Raw genomic sequence first — 23,233 nt, forward strand, 5'->3', positions numbered from 1 at the left:
TGTGAGCGGGTCGATGCCGACGGCCCGCCGTTGGCGGGGTCCCCGACGCGGCCCGGTACCCTCGGATGGTGTCTGCCACCTCCCCCTCCGACAATTCCAGCTCGGCGCGTCCGGCGCCGCGCCGCGACCTGGAGCTGTCGTCCGCCCCCGACGGCCGCCGCGTCGCCCTGCTGACCCTGGGCTGCGCCCGTAACGAGGTCGACTCGGAGGAGCTGGCTGCCCGGCTGCACGCCGACGGCTGGCAGGTCACCACCGACGGTGAGGGTGCCGACGTGGTGCTCGTCAACACCTGCGGCTTCGTCGAGAAGGCCAAGCAGGATTCCATCCAGACGCTGCTCGCCGCCGCCGACACCGGCGCCAAGGTGGTGGCCGCCGGCTGCATGGCCGAGCGGTACGGCCGGGAGCTGGCCGACAGCCTGCCGGAGGCCCAGGCGGTGCTGAGCTTCGACGACTACCCGGACATCTCGGCCCGGCTGAACGCGGTGGTGGCCGGCGAGGCGATCGACGCGCACACTCCGCGCGACCGCCGCGAGCTGCTGCCGCTCACCCCGGTCTCCCGCCGGGACAGCGCCGTCTCGCTGCCCGGGCACGGCACCCCCACCCGGGCCGTCACCGAGACCGACGAGCACACCCCGGCGCACCTGCGCCAGGTGCTGCGGCACCGGCTCGACACCGGTCCGGTCGCTTCGCTCAAGCTGGCCAGCGGCTGCGACCGGCGGTGCGCGTTCTGCGCCATCCCCGCCTTCCGCGGCGCCTTCGTCTCGCGCACCCCGGACGAACTGCTCGCCGAGGCGGAGTGGCTGGCCAAGTCCGGCGTCCGGGAGCTGGTGCTGGTCAGCGAGAACTCCACGTCGTACGGCAAGGACCTGGGCGACCCGCGGGCGCTGGAGAAGCTGCTGCCGCAGCTCGCCGCGGTCACCGGCATCGTCCGGGTGCGGGTGAGCTACCTCCAGCCCGCCGAGACCCGGCCCGGCCTGGTCGAGGCGATCGCCACCACGCCCGGGGTGGCGCCGTACTTCGACCTGTCGTTCCAGCACTCCAGCGAGCCGGTGCTGCGCCGGATGCGCCGGTTCGGCTCCACGGACCGGTTCCTGGAGCTGCTGGCCAGCGCCCGCGCGCTGGCCCCGGAGGCGGGGGCGCGGAGCAACTTCATCGTCGGCTTCCCCGGCGAGACCCGGGCCGACGTGGACGAGCTGGTCCGGTTCCTGACCGAGGCCCGGCTCGACGCGATCGGCATGTTCGACTACAGCGACGAGGACGGCACCGAGGCCGCCGGCCTGCCCGGCAAGGTCTCCGCCGCGACGATCAAGCGCCGGTACGACAAGCTCAGCGCGCTCGCCGACGAGCTCTGCTCGCAGCGGGCCGAGGACCGGATCGGTGCCCCGGTCGAGGTGCTGGTCGACTCCGTCGCCGACGGGGTGGTCGAGGGTCGGGCGGCCCACCAGGCCCCCGAGGTCGACGGCTCGACCACCCTGGTCGCGCCGGATGGCGGCGGGGTGGACCTGGCCGCGCTGCGTCCGGGCGACCTGGTCCGGGCCACGGTCACCGCGACCGAGGGTGTCGACCTGGTCGCCGTGCCGGATGAGATGATCTCGGCGGCGCCCGGCGCGGCACGGTGACGACGGGCCCGGACAGAGCGGGGGAGCCACGTGGTGTGGTGCCAGGTACGCCACGGCGGCCGGAGCGGGGTGCGGCGGTGACCGGGGCGGAGTCGACGGTGGTGGCCCCAGTGCCGGTGGTCAACGCGGCGAACGCGCTCACCGCGCTGCGGCTGGTGCTCGTACCGGTCTTCGCGGTGACCGTGGTCGTCTCGGACATGACCCACGCCGGCTGGCGGATCGCCGCCTGCCTGATCTTCGCGGTGGCCTCGGTGACCGACCTGGTGGACGGCTGGATCGCCCGCCGGTTCAAGCTGGTCACCTCGGTCGGCAAGGTCGCCGACCCGATCGCCGACAAGGCGCTCACCGGCGCCGCCCTGGTGCTGCTCTCCTGGTACGACCGGCTGCCCTGGTGGGTGACCGCGGTGATCCTCGCCCGGGAGCTGGGCATCACGGCGCTGCGCTTCTGGGTGATCCGGCACGGCGTCATCGCCGCCAGCCGCGGCGGCAAGGCCAAGACGGCGCTCCAGATCCTCGCCATCGCCTGGTACCTCTGGCCGATGCCCGCCGCGCTGGCCATGGTCGGCCCCTGGATCATGGCCGTGGCCGTGATCGTCACGGTGCTGACGGGCTTCGACTACGTCGCCCAGGCCCTCCGCCTCCGCCGCCCGACCCGCTGACCTCCCGCCCGGTGATCAGCAATGGTCGTCGACGGCGTGGCGGTCGCGCCGACAGCGTCATGATCAGCGAATCCCCGCGACGATGAGTAGGGCGGGGTGCGCAGGGAAGGAGAGCGGGCATGGGGACGGATCGGAAGCATGAGCAACCGGCCGGCAGTCCGGCGGCGGGCGTGGTGCACAGCCTGCACGAGCGGCACGAGACGCTGGCCACCATCGAGTCCCTGACCGGTGGGCTGCTCTCCGCCTCGGTCGTGGAGATCGCCGGGGTGAGCGGCGTCTACCGGGGCGGCCTGGTGGTCTACGCCACCGAGCTGAAGTCCGAGCTGGCCGGCGTGCCGGCGGAGTTGCTGGCCGAGCGCGGGCCGGTCGACCCGGACGTGGCGGCCGCGCTCGCCGAGGGCGGCCGCCGGCGCTGCGGGGCCGACTGGGGGCTGGCCACCACCGGGGTGGCCGGGCCCGAGCCGCAGGACGGCAAGCCGGTCGGCCTGGTGTACGTGGCCGTCTCCGGCCCGATCGGCACGGACGTCCAGCAGCTCGACCTGGACGGCGGCCGGGACCACATCCGCTCGGCGGCGGTGATCGAGGCGCTGCGGCTGCTCGCCGAGCGGATTCGTGACGCCGACCAGGCCGACGCGACCCGCGACGCCGACCCGGCGGGCGCCGGTCACCGGTGACCGCCGCGGTGGCACGGACCCCGGCCCGCCCGACGGCGCGGCCGTCGCCGACCCTGCCGTCTGGGCCGGCGCGGCCGATCGGCGGGACTGGAGGGGCGGGGCGGGATGTCGCCGGGCGGGTCAACGGGTACGGTTGCGGGAAGGCTCCGACGGCCGACGTCGGCGCCGGGGGCGGCCCGCCGCGTCCGGCGCGGCCCACCGGGCCGGCTGGAGATGGTGATCCCGTCAGGGGGAGGTGCGATGGTCCTGCTACGCCGCGTGATCGGTGACGCACTGCGGGCGCGCCGGCAGGGGCAGCACCGCACCCTGCGCGAGGTCTCCTCCGCCGCCAACGTGAGCCTGGGCTACCTCTCCGAGATCGAGCGCGGCCAGAAGGAGCCCTCCAGCGAGCTGCTGGCCGCCATCTGCGACGCGCTCGGCGCCCGGCTGTCCGAGCTGCTCCGCGAGGTGAGCGACACCGTCGCCCTGGCCGAGCAGATGCCCGGGGTGCTGGTCCCGGTGGCCGACGAGCCGACCCCGGTCCCGGCGTCCGCCGTGCGCAAGGCCACCAACCGGGGCGTGCGCCAGGTCACCTCCGACGGCGCGGTGGCCGTCCAGGTCCGCCAGGATTCGCCGCTCAAGGCCACCCTGCACAGCACCCGGGTCCGCCCCAAGGACCGGGACGTGGTCTGCGCCGCCTGACCGGCGCACCATGGCCGGGCTGGCCCCCGCCGCGTAGGGTTTGATCAGGGTTGCGTGACCGTCCCCTCGTCGTACGGATGCCGGGCTGGCGCCGGGCTGGGACGATGGAGGCACGCCGCGGGGCCCGCCGGTCGGCCCCGTCCGGCTCGGCCGAGGCGGAGCGACGCTACTGAGGGGACAACGCGGAGATGGCTAACCCGTTCGTCAAGGGTTGGAAGTACCTGATGGCGCTCTTCGGCGCGAAGATCGACGAGCACGCCGACCCGAAGGTGCAGATCCAGCAGGCCATCGAGGAGGCGCAGCGGCAGCACCAGGCGCTGGTGCAGCAGGCGGCCGCCGTGATCGGCAACCAGCGCCAGCTCGAGATGAAGCTCTCCCGGCAGATGTCCGAGGTCGAGCAGCTCCAGGCGAACGCCCGGCAGGCCCTCGTCCTCGCCGACCAGTCCCGGGCCAAGGGCGACGAGGCCGAGGCCGGCCGGTACGAGCAGTCCGCCCAGATGCTGGCCACCCAGCTGGTCTCCGCCGAGCAGGCCACCGAGGATTTGAAGACCCTGCACGACCAGGCGCTCGGCGCGGCCGGCCAGGCCCGCAAGGCGGTGGAGAACAACTCGATGATCCTCCAGCAGAAGCTGGCCGAGCGGACCAAGCTGCTCAGCCAGCTGGAACAGGCCAAGATGCAGGAGAGCGTGGCCCGCTCGCTGGAGTCGATGTCCTCGCTCACCGCGCCCGCCAGCACGCCGTCGCTGAACGAGGTCCGGGACCGGATCGAGCGCCGGTACGCCACCGCGATGGGCCGGGCCGAGCTGGCCGGCAACTCGGTCGAGGGCCGGATGCTGGAGATCCAGAAGGCCAGCCTCGACTCGGCCGGGTCGGCCAGACTGGAGCAGATCCGGTCGAGCATGGCCGGCGAGCAGCTCACCGGCCGGCAGGAGCGGCCGGCGGTGGCGCAGGGCGGCGAGAGCGGGCCGGCCACCGACCCGGCGGCCGCCGCCCGGCTCGACGAGATCCGGGCCAACATGAGCCGGGAACGCGGCACCGGGGACAGCACCGCCGGGAGCTGACCGGCGGGGCGAGGAGGCGGGGATGGCAGACGAGCGAGCGCGACACTTCCGCCGGCTGCGCCGGTTGCGGGGTGCCGCCCGACGGTGGAGCGTGCTGGCCGGAGGGCTCGGTGGGGCCGCGGCCGTGCTGACCCCGTACGCCGGGCTCGGCCTGCCCGACGCGGCCTGGGCCGGCGCCGCGGGCAGCGCCATCGCGGTCGCCGCCTGGCGCTGGGTCGACCTGCGGGCGCTCGCCGCCGCGCCGGTGCCCCCGGCGCTCGACCCGGCCGAGGCCGCCGCCCGCTCCCGGGCCCGGCTGGTCGCCGCCGTCGAGCGGCTGCCCGTCGGCCCCGGCGTGCTGGCCGAGGTGCGCCGGGTGCGCTCCCGGCTGGCGCTGCGCGGCACCACGGCCGCCGAGGCCTGGGCCCGGCTGGACCGGGCGGCGCTGACCCTGGCCGGGATGGCCGGCCGGCTGACCGGGCTGGCCGAGCCGGCGGTCCGGGAGGCCGCCGCCGCCGACCGGTCCCTGCGCGACCTGGCCGACCGGGTGGCCAGCGTGGAACGCGCGCTGCGGCTCGCCCCGACCGAGGCCCGGGCGTCGTTGGCCGAGGCGCACGGCACCCTGGTCGCCCAACTCGACGCCGGGGTGTCCGCCTACGAGCGGCTGGTGGTCGCGGCGGCCGGCTACGTCGCCGAGGACGCCCGGCCGACCACCGAACATCCCGCCGCCGGACGGCTGACCGAGGCCACCGACCTGCTGCACGGGGTGGCTGCGGCCCTCGCCGAGCTGCGCACCGTCGGCACGCCGCTGCGCACCCCCTGAGCCCTGCGCCGGTTCAGGCCGGCGTGGTGACGGCGATGGGGCCGGTCCACGGGGAGGTGCCCACCACGTTGAACGACCGGATCCGGTAGTGGTAGGTGACGCCGCGGGCCAGCCCGGTGTTGGTGAAGCCCCGCCCGCCGACCGTGAAGGTGGCCGGCTCCCGGGCGAACGCCGGGTCGAGCGCCCGCTGCACCACGAAGCCCGAACCCGCCCCGGTCGGGGTGCTGGCCGACCAGCTCAGGATCACCGTCGCGGTGTCCGGGCTGGGCGCGGTGGCGGTGACGGTCACCGCGCCCGGTGTCCCCGGCCGGGGCGGGGTGCTCACCGTCGCGACGGTCGACCAGGGCGACGCCGCGCCCAGGTAGGTGGTGCGGACCCGGTAGTAGTACGTGGTGTCCGGGGCGACGGCCGGGTCGACGTGGCTGTCGCCGACCGCGATCGCGGTGGTGCCCGGCCAACTGGTGAAGGTCGGGTTGGTCGCCCGCTGCACGTCCACCCCGGTGGCGAACGAGCGGTTGGCCCAGCGCAGCGCCACCCGCAGCGGCGCGGCCGGCGGGACCGCCGCGGTCACCTTCGTCGGGGCGGTGAGCTGCACCGCCGCCGGGACGCTGTTCGACCAGGCCGAGCAGCTCACCGCGTTCTCCGCCCGGATCCGGTAGTGGTAGGTCACCCCCGGGGTGACCGTGGCGTCGGTGTACCGGGTGGCGGCGGCCGCCACGGTGAGCTCCGTGAGCCCGGCGGTGAAGGTGACGTCGGTCGCCCGCTGCAACAGGTGACTGGTGGCCGGCGGGCGGCTGCCGTTGCCGGTCCAGGCCAGCGCGATCGCCGGCAGCGCGGTCGCCGAACCGGGCGCCGGGGTGGCGGTCAGCCCGGTCGGCGCCTTGGGGGCGACCCGCAGCACCAGCGGGCGGCTCATGCCCTGGTCCCGCAGGCCGGCCGCCCGGGTCTGCCAGCGGTACTCCCAACCGAGGTTGACCAGTTGGTTCACCACCGTGGCGGGCCGCCCGTCGAGCGGGCTGACCGGGGAGGCGTCGAGCCGGGCGCCGGCCGGCCGGGTCGGGTCGAGCAGCCGTACGCTGTCGCCGAGCTTGAACGGCAGGGTGGGCGGCACCGGGCGCAGCGCCACGATCACGTCCTCCCGGGGGTTGACCCGGACGGTCTCCTTCCAGCCCAGCTCGTTGGCGTCCGGCGGGCGGACCGTACCGTCCCAGCCGACCCGGTTGACCAGTTGCACGTCGCAGCCCTCGACGTGCACCGGATGGGTCTGCGGGGCGGCGCCGACGATCCGCCAGAGCTGGGTGCCGTCGACCCGGGCGCCCACCGGCACGGTCGGGTCGGCGGCGAAGAGCACCTCAGTCGCCGGGTCGGTGGGACCCAGCGGCAGGGTGGCCGGGGCGAGCGGGCCGGCCTGCGGGTGGCCGACGCCGAGCCGGCCCACCGCGCGGCCGTGCCGCGGCTCGAAGACCTGCCCGACCGCCTTCACGGCCAGCGGCAGCGTGACCGGGGCGGCGGCGCCCGGTGGGGTGAAGCTGACCGAGGTGGCGCGCGCCGGCACCAGCGTCTCGCGGGGCGTCCGGGTGCCGAACGCCGGATCGTACGCCGGCTGCGGCACGATCGGCGGACGCTGACTGGCCGCGTACGCGCCGGGCAGGCGCTCGGCGAGCCGGGCGAGGTCGTACCGGGGAGCCGGGTCACCGGCCACCCGGATCTGGAGCAGCGTCCGGGTGTTCGGGCCGTACCCGGGCCGGGTGGGCGGCAGGCCGCCGGCAGCGGTGCGGTCCGGGCCGCCGGTGCGGTGGTCGTACCGGGGGTCGAAGCGGGGCAGCGGGGCGGGGCAGTCGTTGTAGAGGATCAGCGTGCTGCCCGGGGGGACGGTGGAGAAGTCCACCACCACGTCGGCCCGTTCGCCGGGGGCGAGCAGCAGGGTGTGCCCATCCACGTTGAGCACGGTCGAATCCTGCCGGTCGTACCGGAAGCTCACCGGCCGGTTCGGCAGCACCACCGGGGCGGGCAACAGGCCGCCCTCGTTGCCGATCTGGATCAGGTCCGGCCCCGCCGCGTCCGGGTCCGGGACCCCGCCGTCCCGCCCGTCGGTCGGCCAGCCCGCCGGCCGGTCCGGTGCCCGGACCGCCTCGACCATCGGCACCTCCCCGGCGTCCGGGTCGGGCGGGCCGTCGTCCGGCCACATCGGTCCGTCCGAGCGGGCCCGGTAGAGCTGGAGGTTGAGGCCACGGTCCGCGCAGGCGTTGAGGATGCGGAACCGGTAGACCCGCGGCTGCACGGTCAGGTACGGGTAGGCCGCCCCGTTGACCAGCGGGGTGTCCCCGTACGCGTCGGGAACGGCCGACGGGTGCGGCACCCCCGGGGTCAGCGGCGGCTCGTCCGGCTCGGCGACCGGGTCGTGGTGCGGGTTCGGCACCGGGGCGACCCACGGGCTGCCGCCGCCGTCCGGATCGTGGGCCCACGGCCCGTAGTCCCAGCGGCCGGTCGGGTTCCGCCCGTCCGCCCGGTAGGGGTTCTGCCGGGGTTGGTAGACGTGCGGGTGCCAGAGGTTGCCCTTGGCGCCCCAGCGGTCCCGGTCCCAGGTGGGGTCCTGCGCGGCGAGCTGGTCGTCGTCCGGCACGAAGGTCTTGTCCTGGATCACCAGGGGCAGTTGGTCGGCTGGGAGCACGCCGTCGGCGACGAGCCGCTCCTCCGCCGGGTCGGTGAGCAGGCAGAGCGCGAGCTGCCCGGCGTAGACGGTGAGGCGGGACAGGCCGACGCTGTTGTCGTGCAGCCACATCAGCCGGCCGCTCTGCTCGTTCGGGAAGTAGAGGGTGCTGGCGCCGGCGCCCGGCGGCGGCATGTCCGGCACCGGCGTCGTTCCGACCCCGGTCGGGTACGGGGTGATCTCGCCCGCCGGGGTGACCCACCGCCACGGGTTGCCGGCGCTGATCCAGCCGGTCTGCGCGCCGGCCAGGTGCGGCGTCGCCCGGTTCTGCGGGTACGGCGCCGGCCCGTCCAACGGCCCCACCCCGGCGCCGTCGACGGTCTCGTCGACCGGCAGGAAGAGCTCCCCGGCCCGGCCGGTGGGCAACTGGTTGATGAACTTGATCCGGACCGGCCGCCCGTGCCGGGCCATGATCAGCGGGCCGAGGTGCCAGGGCCGGTCCGGCGGGACGACGGTGTTGTGCCCGGACGGGTCGGTGCCCAGGTTGAGCTGGCGGTAGCCGCGCAACCGGGTGGCCGGCAGGTCCCGATGCAGCCGCTGGGTGTACTCCTGCAACCCGATCTCGTAGTAGTCGCAGCCGGGCCAGGTGATGGTGTCCGGCACCGCGACCGGCAGGTGTGCGCCCAGGCCGTTGCGCCCGAGCGGCCCGGGCAGCGGCAGCGCGTCGACGAACTTGCGGATGCCGGTGCCGGGCACCGGCCGCCCGTGCCGGTCCACCACCGGTAGCGGGCTGCCGGCGACGTTCGGCACCGGACCGAAGCAGCGCGGCACGGCGGCCGGATCGAGGCTGGCCGGCGTGGGATCGGCCGGTTCGCCGGCCCGGGTCGCGGGCACGGTCGGGGCGTGGTCCTCGCCGGTGCGGAGGGCGCGGTCCGCCCAGCGCGGTCGCAGTCTGCGGAACAGGGCCATGGTTCTCCCCCCGAACTCCGACGCGGCGGCCGCACTCCGGCGTGACGGGCATCCGCGCTGCTGACGATCGGTGAGCACTCCACCGCAGCATGCGACGCGTACGTCGACGGAGGGAACTACCCAATCGTCCGTATCTCGGGCGATCTTGACCGGTTCGTGGAAGTTCTACGGCGCGGGGCGTTCCGGCTGGCAGACCGGGCACCAGTAGGTGACCCGCTCGCCCAGCTCCTCCTTGCGGATCGCGGTGCCGCAGCGACGGCAGGGCTGCGCCCGCCGGCCGTACACGTAGCTGGTCTGACCCCGGTGCAGCGAACCGGTGGTGCTCTGCGTCCAGCGCCCCCGGTTGGCCGCCAGCAGCCGCTGGGCCAGGGTGACGGTGCCGGCCAGGTCCGGCACCGCGCCGACCGGCGTCCACGGCGAGACCCCGCGCAGGAAGAGCACCTCGCACTTGTAGAGGTTGCCCACCCCGGCCAGGTTGCGCTGGTCGAGCAGCGCCTCGCCGATGGTCGCGTCGGGGTGCACGGCCAGCCGGCGGACCGCCTCGGCCGGGTCCCAGTCCGGGCCGAGCAGGTCCGGCCCGAGGTGGCCGACCAGCGACTCCTCCTCGGCGGTCGGGATCAGCGCCAGCTCGTGCAGGTGGTAGCCGACCGCGACCGCGCCCGTCGCGCGGAGCACCACCCGGATCAGGTGCGCCGGACGGGCGGCCCACCGCTCGCCGGGCGCGTACGCCCGCCAGGCGCCGTCCATCCGCAGGTGCGAGTGCAGCGTCCAGTCCCGCCCGCCGCCCGGGCCGCCGGAGCGCGGGGTGCCGGGCGTGCCGTCGGACCCGTCGGCGGGCGTGCCGGCCGGGGCGGTGAGCCGCAGCAGCAGGTGCTTGCCGCGGCTGGCCGACTCGCGGACGGTCCAGCCGGTCAGGTCGGTGGCGGCGAGCTGCGGCACCCGGAAGTCCGAGCCGGTGAGCCGGGCCCCGGCAAGCGCGCGCTGCAGCACGCGGGCCGTGTTCCAGACGGTGTCACCTTCGGGCACCTGCCCATTGTCCCTCGGCGCGACCGACCGGACCGTCCTGCTCACCGCGACCGTCGCGTCGACCCGTACGCCGCCCGCGGCCTCGCCTACGCCGCCCGCGGCCTCGCCGCCCGGTACGCCAGCGTGCCGATCCAGTGCTCCGCCGGCGGGCAAGCCATCGCCGGACCGTACCGCACCAGCAACTGGTGGGATCGGCTGGCCAGCGGGCAGTACGGCCGGCGGGCGGTCAGGGTCGTTCGTCGGGGCGGGCGGCGCGGACCATGTCCTGGTAGCGCGGGTGGCTGGCGCCGTAGACGGCGAAGTTCAGCCGGGCGTGGGTCAGGCTCAGGTCACCGTTGGGACCGCCGCGCACCGCGTCGGCGTCCTCGTCGGACTGACCGTCGTCGGTCCAGAAACAGACCGGGCAGGTGCCTCCGCCCGTCCGGGACGCGCAACACGGACAGCGAACGGGACTCCAGTACTCACCCACCGGAGCAGCATTCCACACTCCACGCCGGCCGGGGAGTCATGATCTCAGCCGCCGGTCACCGGCAGCACGTCCCCGGGGCGTACGCCGAGCAGGTCCACCGCGCGCCCGGCGTGCACCGCCACCGCCACCAGCCCCGCCGAGTCGGCGTACGCGACCAGGTCGCCCGCCGGCACGTCGGCGAAGGTACGCCCGCGCACCGCCGCCCGCCCGGCCACCCGGACCCGCGTCGGCAGCCCGTTCAGCAGCTCGGCCGGGGCGGCGAGCTGGACGTTGCCGAAGTGGTCCACGGTGAGCACCTCGGCGGCGAACCCCTCGGCGGTGCGCCGGAGGACCGGCACCGGCAACCGGACCAGCGTGTCCGGGTCCACCGCCGGGCCGGCCCCGGCCAGCGGAGCGCCCAGCGCCAGCCGGGCGGCGACCGGAGCGAAGACGTCCCGGCCGTGGAACGTCCGGGAGACCTGCGGCGCCAGCCACTCCGGGTTGGTCAGCTCGACCGCCGCGGTGATCCCGCCGAGGGCCTCGGCGGCGGCCGGCAGCAGCCCGTTGTCCGGGCCGACCAGGAACCCGCCCGGGGTGGCCAGCCCCACGCCCCGGCGGGCGCTCCCCACGCCCGGGTCGACCACCGCCACGTGCACCCCGACCGGCAGGTACGGCACGGTCTGGGCGAGCACCGCCGCGCCCCGGCGCACATCCGCCGGGGGGATCAGGTGCGTCACGTCGATCACCCGGGCGGCGGGGGCGAGCCGGGCCAGCACCCCGTGGCACGCCGCCACGAACCCGTCGGCGAGGCCGTAGTCGGTGGTCAGCGAGATCCACGGGCCGGTCACGGCGTCGTGGTCGCGCGGCTGCGCGGGTCGTGCTGCGATGCTGGCCATCCCACCTGTCCTCGTCGTCGCGGTCGGGCCGGCCACACCCTATTCAGCGCGCGCCGCTCCGACCGCGCCGTTTCCGGCGCCCGGTCGGCTCAGGCGCGCAGCCGCTCAGCCGCGCAGGCGCAGGCCGCGCGGGGTGGCCCGGAAGCCGGCGGCGGTCAGCGCGTCGCGCAGCGGCGACGAGTGCACCGCCTCCCCGTCGGCGCGTTCCACCGACATCGCCCCGAGCGCCCCGGAGTGCACCGCGTCGGCGAGCGCCTTGCCCGCCGCGGCGAGCGCGTCGGTGTCGTCGGTGAAGGAGAGGATGGTCCGCCCGCCCCGCTCCACGTACAGCGCCAGGTCACCGCCGACCAGCACGACCAGCGCGCCGGCCTTCCGCCCGGCCCGGTGCCCGCTGGCCGGGACCGCCCCGTCACCCGAGTCGACCACCCGTTCCGGCCAGGGCAGCGCCGCGCCGTACGGGTTGGCCGGGTCGGTGGCGGCGAGCACGAGGGTGGGCCCGCCCCGGCCCCGGCCGCCGTCGGTCGGGTCGGCCAGGGCGCGGATCCGGTCCACCGCCCCGGGCACGGCGAACTGGGCGGCGCCCAGCCCCTCGACGAAGTAGCCCCGACGGGCCGCCCCGCGTTCCTCCAGCGCGGACAGCACCGGGTAGACCGCGGCGAAGCCGCCGACCACCTGCTCGGCAATGACCGCGCCGCGGGTGACCACGCCGTGCCGTTCGAGCAGCAGGTCGGCGAGGGCGGCGGCCCGGCGGGTCGGGTCGAGGTCCCGTTCGGGCAGCCGGGACCAGCGGCCGGCCACCGTCGGTGGGCCGCCGCGACTGGGCAGCGCCATCCGGCCGGGCCGGCGGTAGCGGGTCCGGGGCGCGCCGGGCCGGGACCGGTGCGCCCCGCCACCGCCGAGCACCGCCCGCAGCGGGGCGAGGGTGTCGTTGGTGAGGTGCCCGGCCCAGACCAGGTCCCAGAGCGCGGCGGTGAGCGCCGCGTCGTCGGTCGAGCCGACCCGGTCCGACAGCGAACGGAAGAAGAGCGCCTGCCCCTCGCCGAGCGCGTCGAGCACCGCCTCCTGCGGCGGCGTCAGGGTCAACGCCGCATCCGGCGGGGGCAGCAGCAGCGGCGCGGCGTCCGCGTACGCCAGGGTGACCCAGCCGTCGCCGCCGGAGATCGCCCCGGACCCGGCCCAGACCAGCTCGCCGCTGGCGCAGAGCTCGTCGAGCTGCGCGGGGGAGTAGTCGGCGACCCGGGCGGGCAGCACGAGGCGTTCCAGCGCGGAGGCGGGCACCGCCACGCCCTGCACCTGCTCCAGGGCGGCGGCGAGCGCCTCCACGCCCCGGGCCGACGAGCCGACCTGCTGCCAGCGGGGCAGGAACGCGGCCAGGGCCCGGGGCGGCACCGGCTCGATCTCGCGGCGCAGTGCGGCCAGGGAACGGCGGCGCAGCAGCCGCAGCACCTCCGCGTCGCACCACTGGGTGCCGACGCTGTCCGGGGCGAACTCCCCGGAGACCACCCGCCCGGTGGCGGCGAGCCGGCGCAGCACCTGCTCCACCACGAAGACGCCCAGCCCGAACCGGGCCGCGCAGGTCGCGGCGGCGAACGGGCCGTGGGTGCGGGCGTACCGGGCCACCAGATCGCCGAGCGGGTCGGCCACCGGCGCGAGGTACGCCTCGGCCACCCCGACCGGCAGCGCCACCCCGAGCGCGTCCCGCAGCCGGGCGGCGTCCTCCACGCCGACCCAGCGCTCCTCGCCGGCGATCCGGACCCGCAGCACCCGGCGGGCGGACTCCAGCTCGGTCAGCCAGGCCACCGGCGCGCCCCGCTCGGCCAGCTCCGCCTCGCTCAGGTCGCCGACGACGCGGAGCAGCTCGACCACGTCCTCGGCGTCCCGGGGGCGGCGCTGCTCGGTGCGCCAGCGCAGCTGACGCTCGGTCTCGGCGAGCACCGTCGGGTCGAGCAGCTCGCGCAGGTCGACCCGGCCCAGCAGCTCACCGAGCAGCGCGGAGTCCAGGGCGAGGGCGGCGGCCCGCCGCTCGGCGAGCGGGGCGTCTCCCTCGTAGAGGAACGCGCCGACGTAGCCGAAGAGCAGCGAGCGGGCGAACGGGGAGGGCCGCTCGGACGTCACCTCGACCAGGCGTACCTTGCGGGCGGCCAGGTCGCGCATCAGCTCGGCCAGGGCCGGCTGGTCGAAGACGTCCTGAAGGCACTCCCGGGCGGCCTCCAGGGTGACCGGGAAGTCGGCGTACTCGCGGGCGACGTCGAGCAGTTGGGCGGCGCGCTGGCGCTGCTGCCACAGCGGCTGCCGCCGGCGGGGGTCGCGGCGGGGCAGCAGCAGGGCCCGGGCGGCGCACTCGCGGAACCGGGCGGCGAACAGCGCGGAGGTGCCGACGGACTCCTCGACGAGTTGGGCGATCTCGTCGGGCTCGAAGACCACCACGTCGGCGCCGGGCGGCTCGTCGGCGGTGTCCGGGAGCCGGACCACGATGCCGTCGTCGGAGGGCATCACCTGGGCGTCGACCCCGTACCGCTCGGCGAGCCGGCGGCCGATGGCCAGGGCCCACGGCCCGTTGACCCGGGCGCCGAGCACCGAGTGCACGGCCAGCCGCCAGTCGCCCAGCTCGTCGCGGAACCGCTCGACCACCACCGTCCGGTCGTCCGGCAGGGAGCGGGTGGCCTCCCGCTGCTCGCGCAGGTACGCCATCAGGTTGCCGGCTGCCCACTCGTCCAGCCCCCCGGCGCGCAGCGCGGCGACGGCCGTCTCGTCGTCCTGCCGGAGCAGGGCGCGAACCCGGGCGCCGATGGCCCGGCCCAGCTCGACCGGGCGGCCGAGCTGGTCGCCCTTCCAGAACGGCATCCGGGCGGCCTGGCCGGGGGCGGGGGAGACCAGAACCCGGTCGGGGGTGATCTCCTCGATCCGCCAGGAGGAGGAGCCGAGCAGGAAGACGTCGCCGACCCGCGACTCGTAGACCATCTCCTCGTCCAGCTCGCCGACCCGGGCGGCGCGTTCCGCCCCCGCCAGGAAGACCCCGAAGAGTCCCCGGTCGGGGATGGTGCCGCCGCTGGTGACAGCGAGCCGCTGCGCGCCGGGCCGGCCGGTGAGCACGTCGGTGGCGCGGTCCCAGACCAGCCGGGGGCGCAGCTCGGCGAAGGCGGTCGACGGGTACCGCCCGGAGAGCATGTCCAGCACCGCATGCAGGGCGGAGTCGGGCAGCTCGGCGAAGGGCGCCGCCCGGCGGACCAGCACGGCCAGGTCGCCGAGGCGCCACGGCTCGAGCGCCACCATCGCGACGATCTGCTGGGCCAGCACGTCGAGGGGGTTGCGCGGGTAGTGCAGCTCCTCGATCGCGCCCTCGGCCATCCGCTCGGCGACCACCGTGCAGGAGAGCAGGTCGCCGCGGTGCTTGGGGAAGACCACGCCCCGGGAGACCGCACCGACCTGGTGCCCGGCCCGGCCGACCCGTTGCAGGCCGGCGGCGACGCTCGGCGGCGCCTCGATCTGCACCACCAGGTCGACCGCGCCCATGTCGATGCCAAGCTCCAGGCTGGAGGTGGCCACCACGGCGGGCAGCTGGCCGGACTTGAGCGCCTCCTCGATGTGCTTGCGTTCCTCCCGGGAGACGCTGCCGTGGTGGGCCCGGGCGATCACCGGGGCCGCCCCGGCGGCGGCGCCGGACTGCGCCATCACCTCGGCGGGCTGCCGCGGCGCCCGCATCGGCCCGGCCGGTCCTTCCCAGGCGTCGCGCCGCCCGCGGGCCGGTCCGGCCGCCGGGTCGCCGTCGCCGGCCGCCGGGCCGCCGTCGCCCGCCGATCCGTCCGGTACGCCCACCGGCCCGCCGCCGTGGGCGGTGCGGCTGCCGTCCGGGCCGCCCGCGACCGCGCTCCCCGCCGCCTCCAGCTCCGCGGCGGCCAGCTCGTTGAGCCGGGCGCAGAGCCGCTCGGCGCTGCGCCGGGAGTTGGTGAAGACGATGGTGGACCGGTGCGAGCGGATCAGCGCGAAGACCCGTTCCTCGACGGCCGGCCAGATCGACGCCCGGCGCGGGCCGCCCAGGTCGTCGGCCGGCTGCTCCTGCTCGTCGAGGCGGGTCATGTCCTCCACCGGGACCTGGACGCTGACCTCGATGGTCTTGCTGCTGCGCGGCTGCACCACGTCGACCGGGCGGGCCCCGCCGAGGAAGCGGGCGCAGACGTCGATCGGCCGGACGGTGGCGGAGAGGCCGATCCGCTGCGCGGGGGTCTCCAGCAGCTCGTCGAGGCGTTCCAGGGACAGGGCCAGGTGGGCGCCGCGCTTCGTCCCGGCCACCGCGTGCACCTCGTCGACGATCACCGTCTCGATTCCGCGCAGCGAGTCGCGGGCCGCGGAGGTGAGCAGCAGGAAGAGTGACTCGGGGGTGGTGATGAGGATGTCCGGCGGGGTGCGGGCGAAGGCGCGGCGCTCGTCGGCCGGGGTGTCGCCGGTGCGCATCCCGACGGTGATGTCCGGCGGGGCGACGCCGAGTCGGGTGGCGGCCTGCCGGATGCCGGCGAGCGGGGCGCGCAGGTTGCGTTCCACGTCGACGGCGAGCGCCTTGAGCGGGCTGACGTAGAGCACCCGGCAGCGCTGCCGCGCCTGCTCGGGTCGCGGCTCCTTGGCGAGCCGGTCCAGCGACCACAGGAAGGCGGCGAGGGTCTTGCCGGAGCCGGTGGGGGCGACGACCAGGGCGTTGCGCCCGGCGGCCACCGAACGCCAGGCGCCGGCCTGGGCGGCGGTGGGTGCGGCGAAGGCCGCGGCGAACCACTCCCGGGTCGCCGCGCCGAAATTCGCCAGCACCGCCGCGTGCCCGCCGGCCACCTCGTTCGCCACGCCTCCCATCCTGCCCCGCCGGTACGACATCCAGCTCCTGCCAAGGCGGGGTTCTGTCCGGGTCCGGCTCTTACGCGCCGGATGCGGTGATGAACGTGTTAAGTCTCATCTAACTGCTTGCTTGTACGGCGCAACATAAAGTAACTTCACTCACAACGCAGCGTGGGGTGGAGGGCTCTGGATGACCGTCGAGGGGCGAGGCTCCGGGCCCGGGACCGACGTGCTCATCCGTAAGGTCGACAGCCACCTCGCCGCTCTCCGCGCCGGCCTGCACGGCCCGGAGCTGGAGCTCGCCGAGCAGCTCGCCGGCTGCCTGCGGGAGCTGGTCATCGCCACCGCACACTCCAGCGCCGCCGACCGGGGGCTGGTCCGCGCCGCCGTGCACTACTTCGTCCTGCGCCGGGAGAGCCGCGGCCGGCTGCTCTCGGTGCGCTCGCTGGCCGCCGCGCAGCGGGTGGTCAACAAGGCCGTCCGCCAGCTCGGCCGCCCCGACCTGTTGGTGGAGACCCGCCGGGAGCGGCCGTCCCGGGCCCCGGCGCTCTCCGCCGGCGACAGCATCGGGCGCTGATCCCCGCCGGGCGGCGACCGCCGCTCATCCCCCTCGGCGGGCCGCTGATCCGCCCGGCCCGCCGGTCCGCTGACCGGAGCCGGTCCCGCCGGGGCGGGTTTCCGCAAAACCGCCCCTGTGCCGGCGATCTGACGTCTGATCGGTCGTGGCCGGAGCGTGCCCGTCCCGGCGTGCGGTTCCCGTCTAGATGGAGCGCGCGTGCTCGTACTGCTGATCCTGCACCTGGTGGCGGCCCTGCTCGCGCCGCTGCTGGTCCGCTGGTGGGGTCCGCGCGCCTGCTACCCGCTCGCCCTGGCGCCGGCCGCCGCGGTCGGCTGGGCCGTCGTGCACACCCCGGCGGTCCGCGACGGCGGCGCCGTGGTCGAGACGTACCCCTGGATCGCCCAGCCCCGCCTCGACCTGGCACTGCGGGTCACCACCCTGTCCTGGCTGATGGTGCTGCTGGTCGGGGGCGTCGGCGCGCTGGTGCTGGTCTACTCCGCCCGCTACTTCCACCACGGCTCGGTGGGGCTGGCCCGGTTCGCGGCCGTGCTGGTCGCCTTCGCCGGGGCCATGCTCGGCCTGGTGGTCGCCGACGACCTGTTGCTGCTCTACGTCTTCTGGGAGCTGACCACCGTCTTCTCCTACCTGCTCATCGGGCACAGCACGGAGCGGCGCTCCAGCCGCTGGGCGGCCGCCCAGGCGCTCACCGTGACCACCCTCGGCGGGCTGGCCATGCTGGTCGGCTTCCTCCTGCTCGGCCGGCACGCCGGCGGCTACCGGTGGTCGGCCATCGCCGCCGCCCCGCTGCCCGGCGGCGGGTACCTCGCCCTGGCGGTGCTGCTGATCCTCACCGGGGCGCTGGCCAAGTCCGCCGTCGTGCCGTTCAGCGCCTGGCTGTCGGTGGCGATGGCCGCGCCCACCCCGGTCAGCGCGTACCTGCACGCGGCGGCGATGGTGAAGGCCGGGGTCTACCTGGTCGGGCTGCTCGCCCCGGTGCTCGCGATCGCCGGCCCGTGGCGGCCGGTCACCGTGGTCGCCGGGCTGGTCACCCTGGTCGTCGGGGGCTGGGCGGCGCTGCGGCAGACCGACCTCAAGCTGCTGCTGGCGTACGGGACGGTCAGCCAGCTCGGCCTGCTCACCGTGGTGATCGGCGCGGGCACCCCGAAGGCGGCGCTGGCCGGTACCGCGATGCTGCTGGCGCACGCGCTGTTCAAGGCGGCGCTGTTCCTCGTCGTCGGCCTCCTCGACCACACCTCCGGCACCCGTGACCTGCGGGAACTGTCCGGGGTCGGGCGTACCGCGCCGCTGCTGGCGGTGGTGGCCGGGCTCGCCGCCGCCTCGATGGCCGGGCTGCCGCCGCTGCTGGGCTTCGTCGCGAAGGAGGCCGTCCTCGCCGCCTTCGCCGATCGGCCGCTGGTGCTCGCCGTACTGGTCGGCGGCACCGCCCTCACCGTCGCGTACAGCATCCGGTTCCTCTGGGGGGCCTTCGCCACCCGTCCGGGTGAGCCGGCCACCGAGCTCGCCCCCGCGCCCGCCGCGATGCTGGCGCCGCCGGCTCTGCTCGCCGCCGTCGGGCTGGCCGCCGGTCCCGCCGCCGGTTGGCTGGGCGGGCTGCTCCACCCGTACGCCGAGCTCTTCGGCCCGGTGGAGGAGCACCTCGCGCTCTGGCACGGGCCGACGCCGGCGCTCGGGCTCTCCGCGGTCGCGATCGCCGGCGGCGTCGCGCTGCACCTGGCCCGCGGCCCGCTCGCCCCCGCGCTGGCCCGGCTCCGCTTTCCGGTGGGCGGCAACCAGGGCTACGAGTGGATCACCCATCGCTTCGACCGGGTCGCCATCGAGGTCACCGGCGCCACCCAGCGCGGCTCCCTGCCGCAGTACCTCGGCACCGTGCTGCTCGCGCTGGTGCTGGTGCCCGGCACGGCGATGCTGGCCGCCCGCCCCTGGCAGGCGGAGATCGCCATCTGGGACACCCCCGCCCAGTTGGTGGTCTGCCTCGTGATCGCGGTGGCCGCGCTGCTCGCGGTCCGTGCCCGCCGCCGGCTCACCGCGATGCTGCTGGTCGGGGTGACCGGCTACGGCACCGCGATGATGTTCGTCCTCTACGGCGCGCCCGACCTGGCGCTCACCCAGTTCCTGGTGGAGACGGCCACCATCGCGGTCTTCGTGCTGGTGCTGCGCCGGCTGCCGGATCGCTTCTCGGCCCGGCCGCTGCGCCGCAGCCGGTGGCTGCGGCGGGGCATCGCGGTGGCGGCCGGGCTGGTGCTGGCCGGTCTCGCCCTGGCCGCGGCCGGCGCCCGGCGGACGCCGTCGATCTCGCTCGCCTTCCCCGAGCTGGCGGTCGCCCAGGGCTACGGCCGCAACGTGGTCAACGTGACCCTGGTCGACATCCGGGCCTGGGACACCATGGGCGAGATCGCCGTGCTGGTGGTGGCCGCGACCGGGGTGGCCAGCCTGATCTTCGAACGCTCCCGCACCGGGCCGCGACCGCGCCGTCCCGTGCCGGCCGCGCCCCGCCGGGACCGGCGGCCGGTCTGGCTACGCGGGGGAAGCACTCTGCGTGAGCGGCGCCGGTCGATCGTCTTCGAGGTGGTCACCCGGCTGATCTTCCACACCGTGCTGCTGCTCTCCCTGTTCGTGCTCTTCTCCGGGCACAACGCCCCCGGTGGCGGCTTCGCCGGCGGCCTGGTGGCCAGCCTGGCCCTCACCCTGCGCTATCTGGCCGGCGGCCGGTACGAGCTGGCCGAGGCCGCCCCGGTCGGGGCCGGGACGGTGCTCGGCACCGGGCTGGCCGTCTCGGTCGGCAGCGGCGTGGCCGGTCTGCTGTTCGCCGGCTCGGTCCTGCAGAGCGTCAAGGTCGACCTCTGGCTGCCCCTGCTCGGACACCTCTACCTGGTCACCTCGCTCTTCTTCGACATCGGCGTCTACCTGGTCGTGGTCGGGCTGGTGCTGGACATCCTGCGCAGCCTCGGCGCCGAGGTGGACCGGCACATCGAGGCCAGCGGCAGACAGGACGGGGGACTGGCGGTCGAGCGGGAGGGGGAGCGGACGTGAGAGGCGGGGCGGGACCGACCCTGGTCCTGGTGGTCGCCGTCGGGGTGCTGGTCGCCACCGGCGTCACCCTGCTGCTGGAGCGGAGCCTGACCCGGATCCTGCTCGGGGTGATCCTGCTCGGCAACGGGGTGAACCTGCTGATCCTGCTCGGCGGCCGGTCCGGCGCCGCGCCCCTGGTCGGGCTCGCGCCGGCCGGGCAGACCAGCGACGCGCTGCCTCAGGCGATGGTGCTCACCGCTGTGGTGATCACCTTCGGGCTGACCGCGTTCGTGCTCGCGGTCGCGTACCGGAGCTGGTATCTCAGCGGCGACGACGAGGTGCAGGACGACCTGGAGGACCGGCAGATCGTCCGGCTCGCGGAGCGGAACGAGGTGCCCACCGCGGACCTCGGCGGCGAGGGCCCGGACAACGACCCGGAGCAGGTCGATCCCGGACCCGCGCTGCGCCGGCTGCGCCGGGGAGACCGGCGGTGACGCCCCCGCTGGTGCCGTTGCCGGTGGTGCTGCCGCTGCTCGGCGCCGCGCTCACCCTGATCCTGGCCCACCGGCCCGGGCTGCAACGGTCGGTCAGCGTGGTCGGCCTCACCACCACCCTCGCGGTCGCGGTGGCACTGCTGGTCCAGGCGTACCGGCACGGGCCGGTGGTGGTCCAGGTCGGTGGCTGGCCGGCCCCGGTCGGCATCGTGCTGGTCGCCGACCAGCTCGCCGCGCTGATGCTGGTGGTCTCCTCGGCGGTGACGCTCTGCGTGCTGCTCTACTCCATCGGCCAGGGGCGCGGCGAGATCGGCGAGACCGCGCCGGTCAGCATCTTCCACCCCACCTACCTGGTGCTGACCGCCGGCGTCACCAACGCCTTCCTGGCCGGAGACCTGTTCAACCTCTTCGTCGGCTTCGAGATCCTGCTGGCGGCGAGCTTCGTGCTGATCACCCTCGGCGGCACCGAGACCCGGATCCGGACCGGCTCCACGTACGTGGTGGTCAGCATCCTCTCCTCGATGATCTTCCTGGCCGCGGTGGGCCTGGTGTACGCGGCCACCGGCACCCTCAACATGGCCCAGCTCGCCGGGCGGCTGGACGGCCTGCCCGACGGCGTACGGCTGAGCCTGCAGCTGATGCTCCTGCTCGCCTTCGGCATCAAGGCGGCGGTCTTCCCGGTCTCCGCCTGGCTGCCGGACAGCTACCCCACCGCGCCGGCCCCGGTCACCGCGGTCTTCGCCGGCCTGCTCACCAAGGTCGGCGTGTACGCGATCATCCGCACCGAGACGCTGCTCTTCCCCGGCGGCGAGGCGGACCGGCTGCTGCTGGTGGTGGCCGGGCTCACCATGCTGGTCGGCATCCTCGGCGCGGTGGCGCAGTCCGACATGAAGCGGCTGTTCTCCTTCACCCTGGTCAGCCACATCGGCTACATGATCTTCGGAGTGGCGCTCAGCAGCGTCGCCGGCCTCTCCGGGGCGATCTTCTACGTGGTGCACCACATCACCATCCAGACCACCCTGTTCCTGGTCGCCGGCCTGGTCGAGGAGCGGGCCGGCAGCACCGACCTGCGCCGCCTCGGCGGGCTGGCCCGGGTCGCCCCGCTGCTCGCGGTGCTCTTCTTCGTCCCGGCGATGAACCTCGCCGGCATCCCGCCCCTCTCCGGCTTCCTGGGCAAGCTGGGCCTGCTCCAGGCCGGCGTGGCGGCCGGCGGCGTGCTGCCCGGGGTGCTCGTCGCGGCGGGCGCGGTGACCAGCCTGCTCACCCTGTACGTCGCCTCCCGGGTGTGGAACATCGCGTTCTGGCGGGCGCCCCGGCTGGCCACCGCCGAGCCGACCGTACGGCTGCCGGCGCTGATGACCGGCGCGACCACGGCCCTGGTCGCGCTCGGCGTGGCGCTGACGCTGGCCGCCGGGCCGCTGTTCCAGGTGACCGCGGACGCCGCCAGCGACCTGCGGGCCCGCACCCCGTACGTGCGGGCGGTGTTCCCGGGCGGCGTGCCGTGACGCCCGGTGCCGGCGTCGGGCCGGCGGCCGGCGACGGTCCGGGCGGCCCGCGGCGGGTGGCGGTCGGGCGCGGTGGCCGGCGCCGCGACCAGGCGGTCGCGCTCGGCTGGCTGGTACTCATCTGGCTGCTGCTGTGGGGGGACGTCTCCTGGGGCAACCTGCTCGGCGGGCTGGTCGTCGGCGTCGCCGTGCTGCTGTTCTTCCCGCTGCCGCCGGTCACCTTCGGCGGCCGGCTCCGCCCCGGCGCGCTGCTCGTGCTGGCGGCCACCTTCGCCGCCGAGCTGATCAGCGCGAGCGTCCGCGTCGCCGCGGTCGCGGTCCGCCCCGGCTACCGCCCGCGGGGCGCGATCATCGCGGTGCCGCTGCGCGTGCGCACCGACCTCAACCTGGCCCTCACCGCCGAGGTGATCTCCCTGGTCCCGGGCACCCTCATCCTCGACGTGGACCGGGACCAGGGCGTCCTCTACGTGCACGTGCTCGACGTGCGCGGGCCCGGCGACCTGGCCGCGAGCCGCGACCGGGTGCTGACCGTCGAGCGGCGCGTCGTCCGCGCCATCGGCTCCGCCGCCGAGGTACGCCAACTGCACACCCCACCCGCCGACCGGAGGAAGAAATCGTGACCGCGCTGCTCGCCGTCGTGCTGACCGTGCTGTTCTCGGTCACCGCCCTGCTCGCCCTGGCCCGCATCTATCGGGGGCCCTCGCTGGTGGACCGGGTCGTCGGCGCCGACCTGCTGCTCTCCGTCATGCTCGGCGCGGTCGGTGCCGAGGCGGCGATCAACCGGCACGCCAGCACCCTGCCCGTGCTGGTCGCGCTCTCCCTGCTCGGCTTCGTCGGCTCGGTGGCCATGGTCCGCTTCGCCGTTCGGGAAGAGGCGTGACGGGCCTGGTGGCCGACTGGCTCGGCGCGGCCTGCCTGACCGCCGGTGCGCTGCTCAGCCTGGCCGCCGGGATCGGCGTGCTGCGCTTCCCCGACGTGCTGGACCGGATGCACGCCGCCACCAAACCGCAGGTGCTCGGGGTGCTGCTCCTGCTGGCCGGGGTGGCGCTGCGGCTGCGTACGGCGTCCGACGTCGGCATGCTCGTGCTGGTCGCGGTCTTCCAGCTGGCCACCGCGCCGGTCGCCGCGCAGATGGTCGGCCGGGCCGCGTACCGGTCGGGCCGGGTCGACCGGGCGCTGCTCGACACCGACGAGCTGGCCGACCGCTGAGCGGGGAGAACCGGACAACTGCGCCACCTTCAGCGGGCGTCCAGCCAGCCCCGATAAAATGGGGGCATGATCGACTCCTCTGCCCAGGAGGGCAGCAGTAGCCAGCCGGGTCGTGCCCGGCATCCGCTCG

Annotated in this window: 18 protein-coding genes; 13 read left to right on the top strand and 5 right to left on the bottom strand. The window is 75.7% G+C overall.

The window, feature by feature from the left end:
• Positions 1–65 precede the first annotated feature (65 nt).
• The 6 genes from rimO (at position 66) to pspM (ending at position 5,496) form a co-directional block, all read left to right on the top strand.
• Positions 66–1,619: a 30S ribosomal protein S12 methylthiotransferase RimO gene (rimO, locus tag I8N68_RS07080; protein ID WP_234038933.1), complete on the top strand. Its 1,554-nt coding sequence runs from the start codon at positions 66–68 to the stop codon at positions 1,617–1,619.
• Between the two features lie 77 nt (positions 1,620–1,696).
• Entirely contained in the window at positions 1,697–2,278 is a 582-nt protein-coding gene (gene pgsA, locus I8N68_RS07085) for a CDP-diacylglycerol--glycerol-3-phosphate 3-phosphatidyltransferase (protein ID WP_200209046.1), read from the top strand.
• Between the two features lie 119 nt (positions 2,279–2,397).
• Positions 2,398–2,952 carry a CinA family protein gene (locus tag I8N68_RS07090; protein ID WP_200209047.1) on the top strand — a complete coding sequence of 185 codons (555 nt, stop codon included), beginning with the start codon at positions 2,398–2,400 and terminating at the stop codon, positions 2,950–2,952.
• A gap of 240 nt (positions 2,953–3,192) precedes the next feature.
• The gene (locus I8N68_RS07095) at positions 3,193–3,633 is read left to right on the top strand and encodes a helix-turn-helix domain-containing protein (protein WP_200209048.1); all 441 of its coding nucleotides are present in this window, start codon (positions 3,193–3,195) and stop codon (positions 3,631–3,633) included.
• 188 nt (positions 3,634–3,821) lie between these two features.
• Complete coding sequence (locus tag I8N68_RS07100) at positions 3,822–4,694, top strand: PspA/IM30 family protein (RefSeq protein ID WP_200209049.1); 873 nt, start codon at positions 3,822–3,824, stop codon at positions 4,692–4,694.
• 22 nt (positions 4,695–4,716) lie between these two features.
• A complete protein-coding gene (gene pspM / locus I8N68_RS07105; protein ID WP_200209050.1) occupies positions 4,717–5,496 on the top strand; it encodes a phage shock envelope stress response protein PspM in 780 nt (259 codons plus the stop codon).
• 13 nt (positions 5,497–5,509) lie between these two features.
• Here pspM and I8N68_RS07110 read toward each other — a convergent pair whose 3' ends face one another.
• From I8N68_RS07110 to I8N68_RS07130, 5 genes are all read right to left on the bottom strand, one after another.
• A complete protein-coding gene (locus I8N68_RS07110) occupies positions 5,510–9,115 on the bottom strand; it encodes a multicopper oxidase domain-containing protein (protein WP_200209051.1) in 3,606 nt (1,201 codons plus the stop codon).
• Between the two features lie 165 nt (positions 9,116–9,280).
• Complete coding sequence (locus I8N68_RS07115; RefSeq protein ID WP_200209052.1) at positions 9,281–10,141, bottom strand: zinc finger domain-containing protein; 861 nt, start codon at positions 10,139–10,141, stop codon at positions 9,281–9,283.
• A 226-nt stretch (positions 10,142–10,367) separates the two neighbouring features.
• A complete protein-coding gene (locus I8N68_RS07120; RefSeq protein WP_307812667.1) occupies positions 10,368–10,628 on the bottom strand; it encodes a CPCC family cysteine-rich protein in 261 nt (86 codons plus the stop codon).
• 26 nt (positions 10,629–10,654) lie between these two features.
• Entirely contained in the window at positions 10,655–11,485 is an 831-nt protein-coding gene (locus I8N68_RS07125) for an SAM hydrolase/SAM-dependent halogenase family protein (protein WP_200209054.1), read from the bottom strand.
• Positions 11,486–11,590: 105 nt separating this feature from the next.
• The gene (locus I8N68_RS07130) at positions 11,591–16,315 is read right to left on the bottom strand and encodes an Lhr family helicase (RefSeq protein ID WP_372433683.1); all 4,725 of its coding nucleotides are present in this window, start codon (positions 16,313–16,315) and stop codon (positions 11,591–11,593) included.
• 181 nt (positions 16,316–16,496) lie between these two features.
• Between I8N68_RS07130 and I8N68_RS07135 the strand changes: the two genes are divergently transcribed.
• The 7 genes from I8N68_RS07135 to mnhG all read left to right on the top strand — a co-directional run bounded on the left by I8N68_RS07135 (position 16,497) and on the right by mnhG (position 23,103).
• On the top strand, positions 16,497–16,883 hold the full coding sequence (locus tag I8N68_RS07135; RefSeq protein WP_200209055.1) for a hypothetical protein: 387 nt from the start codon (positions 16,497–16,499) through the stop codon (positions 16,881–16,883).
• Positions 16,884–17,081: 198 nt separating this feature from the next.
• Complete coding sequence (locus I8N68_RS07140; RefSeq protein ID WP_200209056.1) at positions 17,082–19,916, top strand: Na+/H+ antiporter subunit A; 2,835 nt, start codon at positions 17,082–17,084, stop codon at positions 19,914–19,916.
• The gene (locus I8N68_RS07145; RefSeq protein ID WP_307812668.1) at positions 19,913–20,389 is read left to right on the top strand and encodes a Na(+)/H(+) antiporter subunit C; all 477 of its coding nucleotides are present in this window, start codon (positions 19,913–19,915) and stop codon (positions 20,387–20,389) included. The genes I8N68_RS07140 and I8N68_RS07145 overlap by 4 nt, the downstream gene beginning before the upstream one ends.
• On the top strand, positions 20,386–21,894 hold the full coding sequence (locus I8N68_RS07150) for a Na+/H+ antiporter subunit D (RefSeq protein ID WP_307812669.1): 1,509 nt from the start codon (positions 20,386–20,388) through the stop codon (positions 21,892–21,894). The genes I8N68_RS07145 and I8N68_RS07150 overlap by 4 nt, the downstream gene beginning before the upstream one ends.
• Entirely contained in the window at positions 21,891–22,514 is a 624-nt protein-coding gene (locus I8N68_RS07155) for a Na+/H+ antiporter subunit E (protein ID WP_200209057.1), read from the top strand. Before I8N68_RS07150 ends, I8N68_RS07155 begins: the two co-directional genes overlap by 4 nt.
• Entirely contained in the window at positions 22,511–22,774 is a 264-nt protein-coding gene (locus tag I8N68_RS07160; protein WP_200209058.1) for an MrpF/PhaF family protein, read from the top strand. Before I8N68_RS07155 ends, I8N68_RS07160 begins: the two co-directional genes overlap by 4 nt.
• Complete coding sequence (mnhG, locus tag I8N68_RS07165; protein WP_200209059.1) at positions 22,771–23,103, top strand: monovalent cation/H(+) antiporter subunit G; 333 nt, start codon at positions 22,771–22,773, stop codon at positions 23,101–23,103. Before I8N68_RS07160 ends, mnhG begins: the two co-directional genes overlap by 4 nt.
• The last annotated feature ends 130 nt before the right edge of the window (positions 23,104–23,233 follow it).

The organism is Micromonospora coerulea (assembly GCF_016598485.1).
GTDB classification, from domain to species: Bacteria; Actinomycetota; Actinomycetes; order Mycobacteriales; family Micromonosporaceae; genus Micromonospora; species Micromonospora coerulea.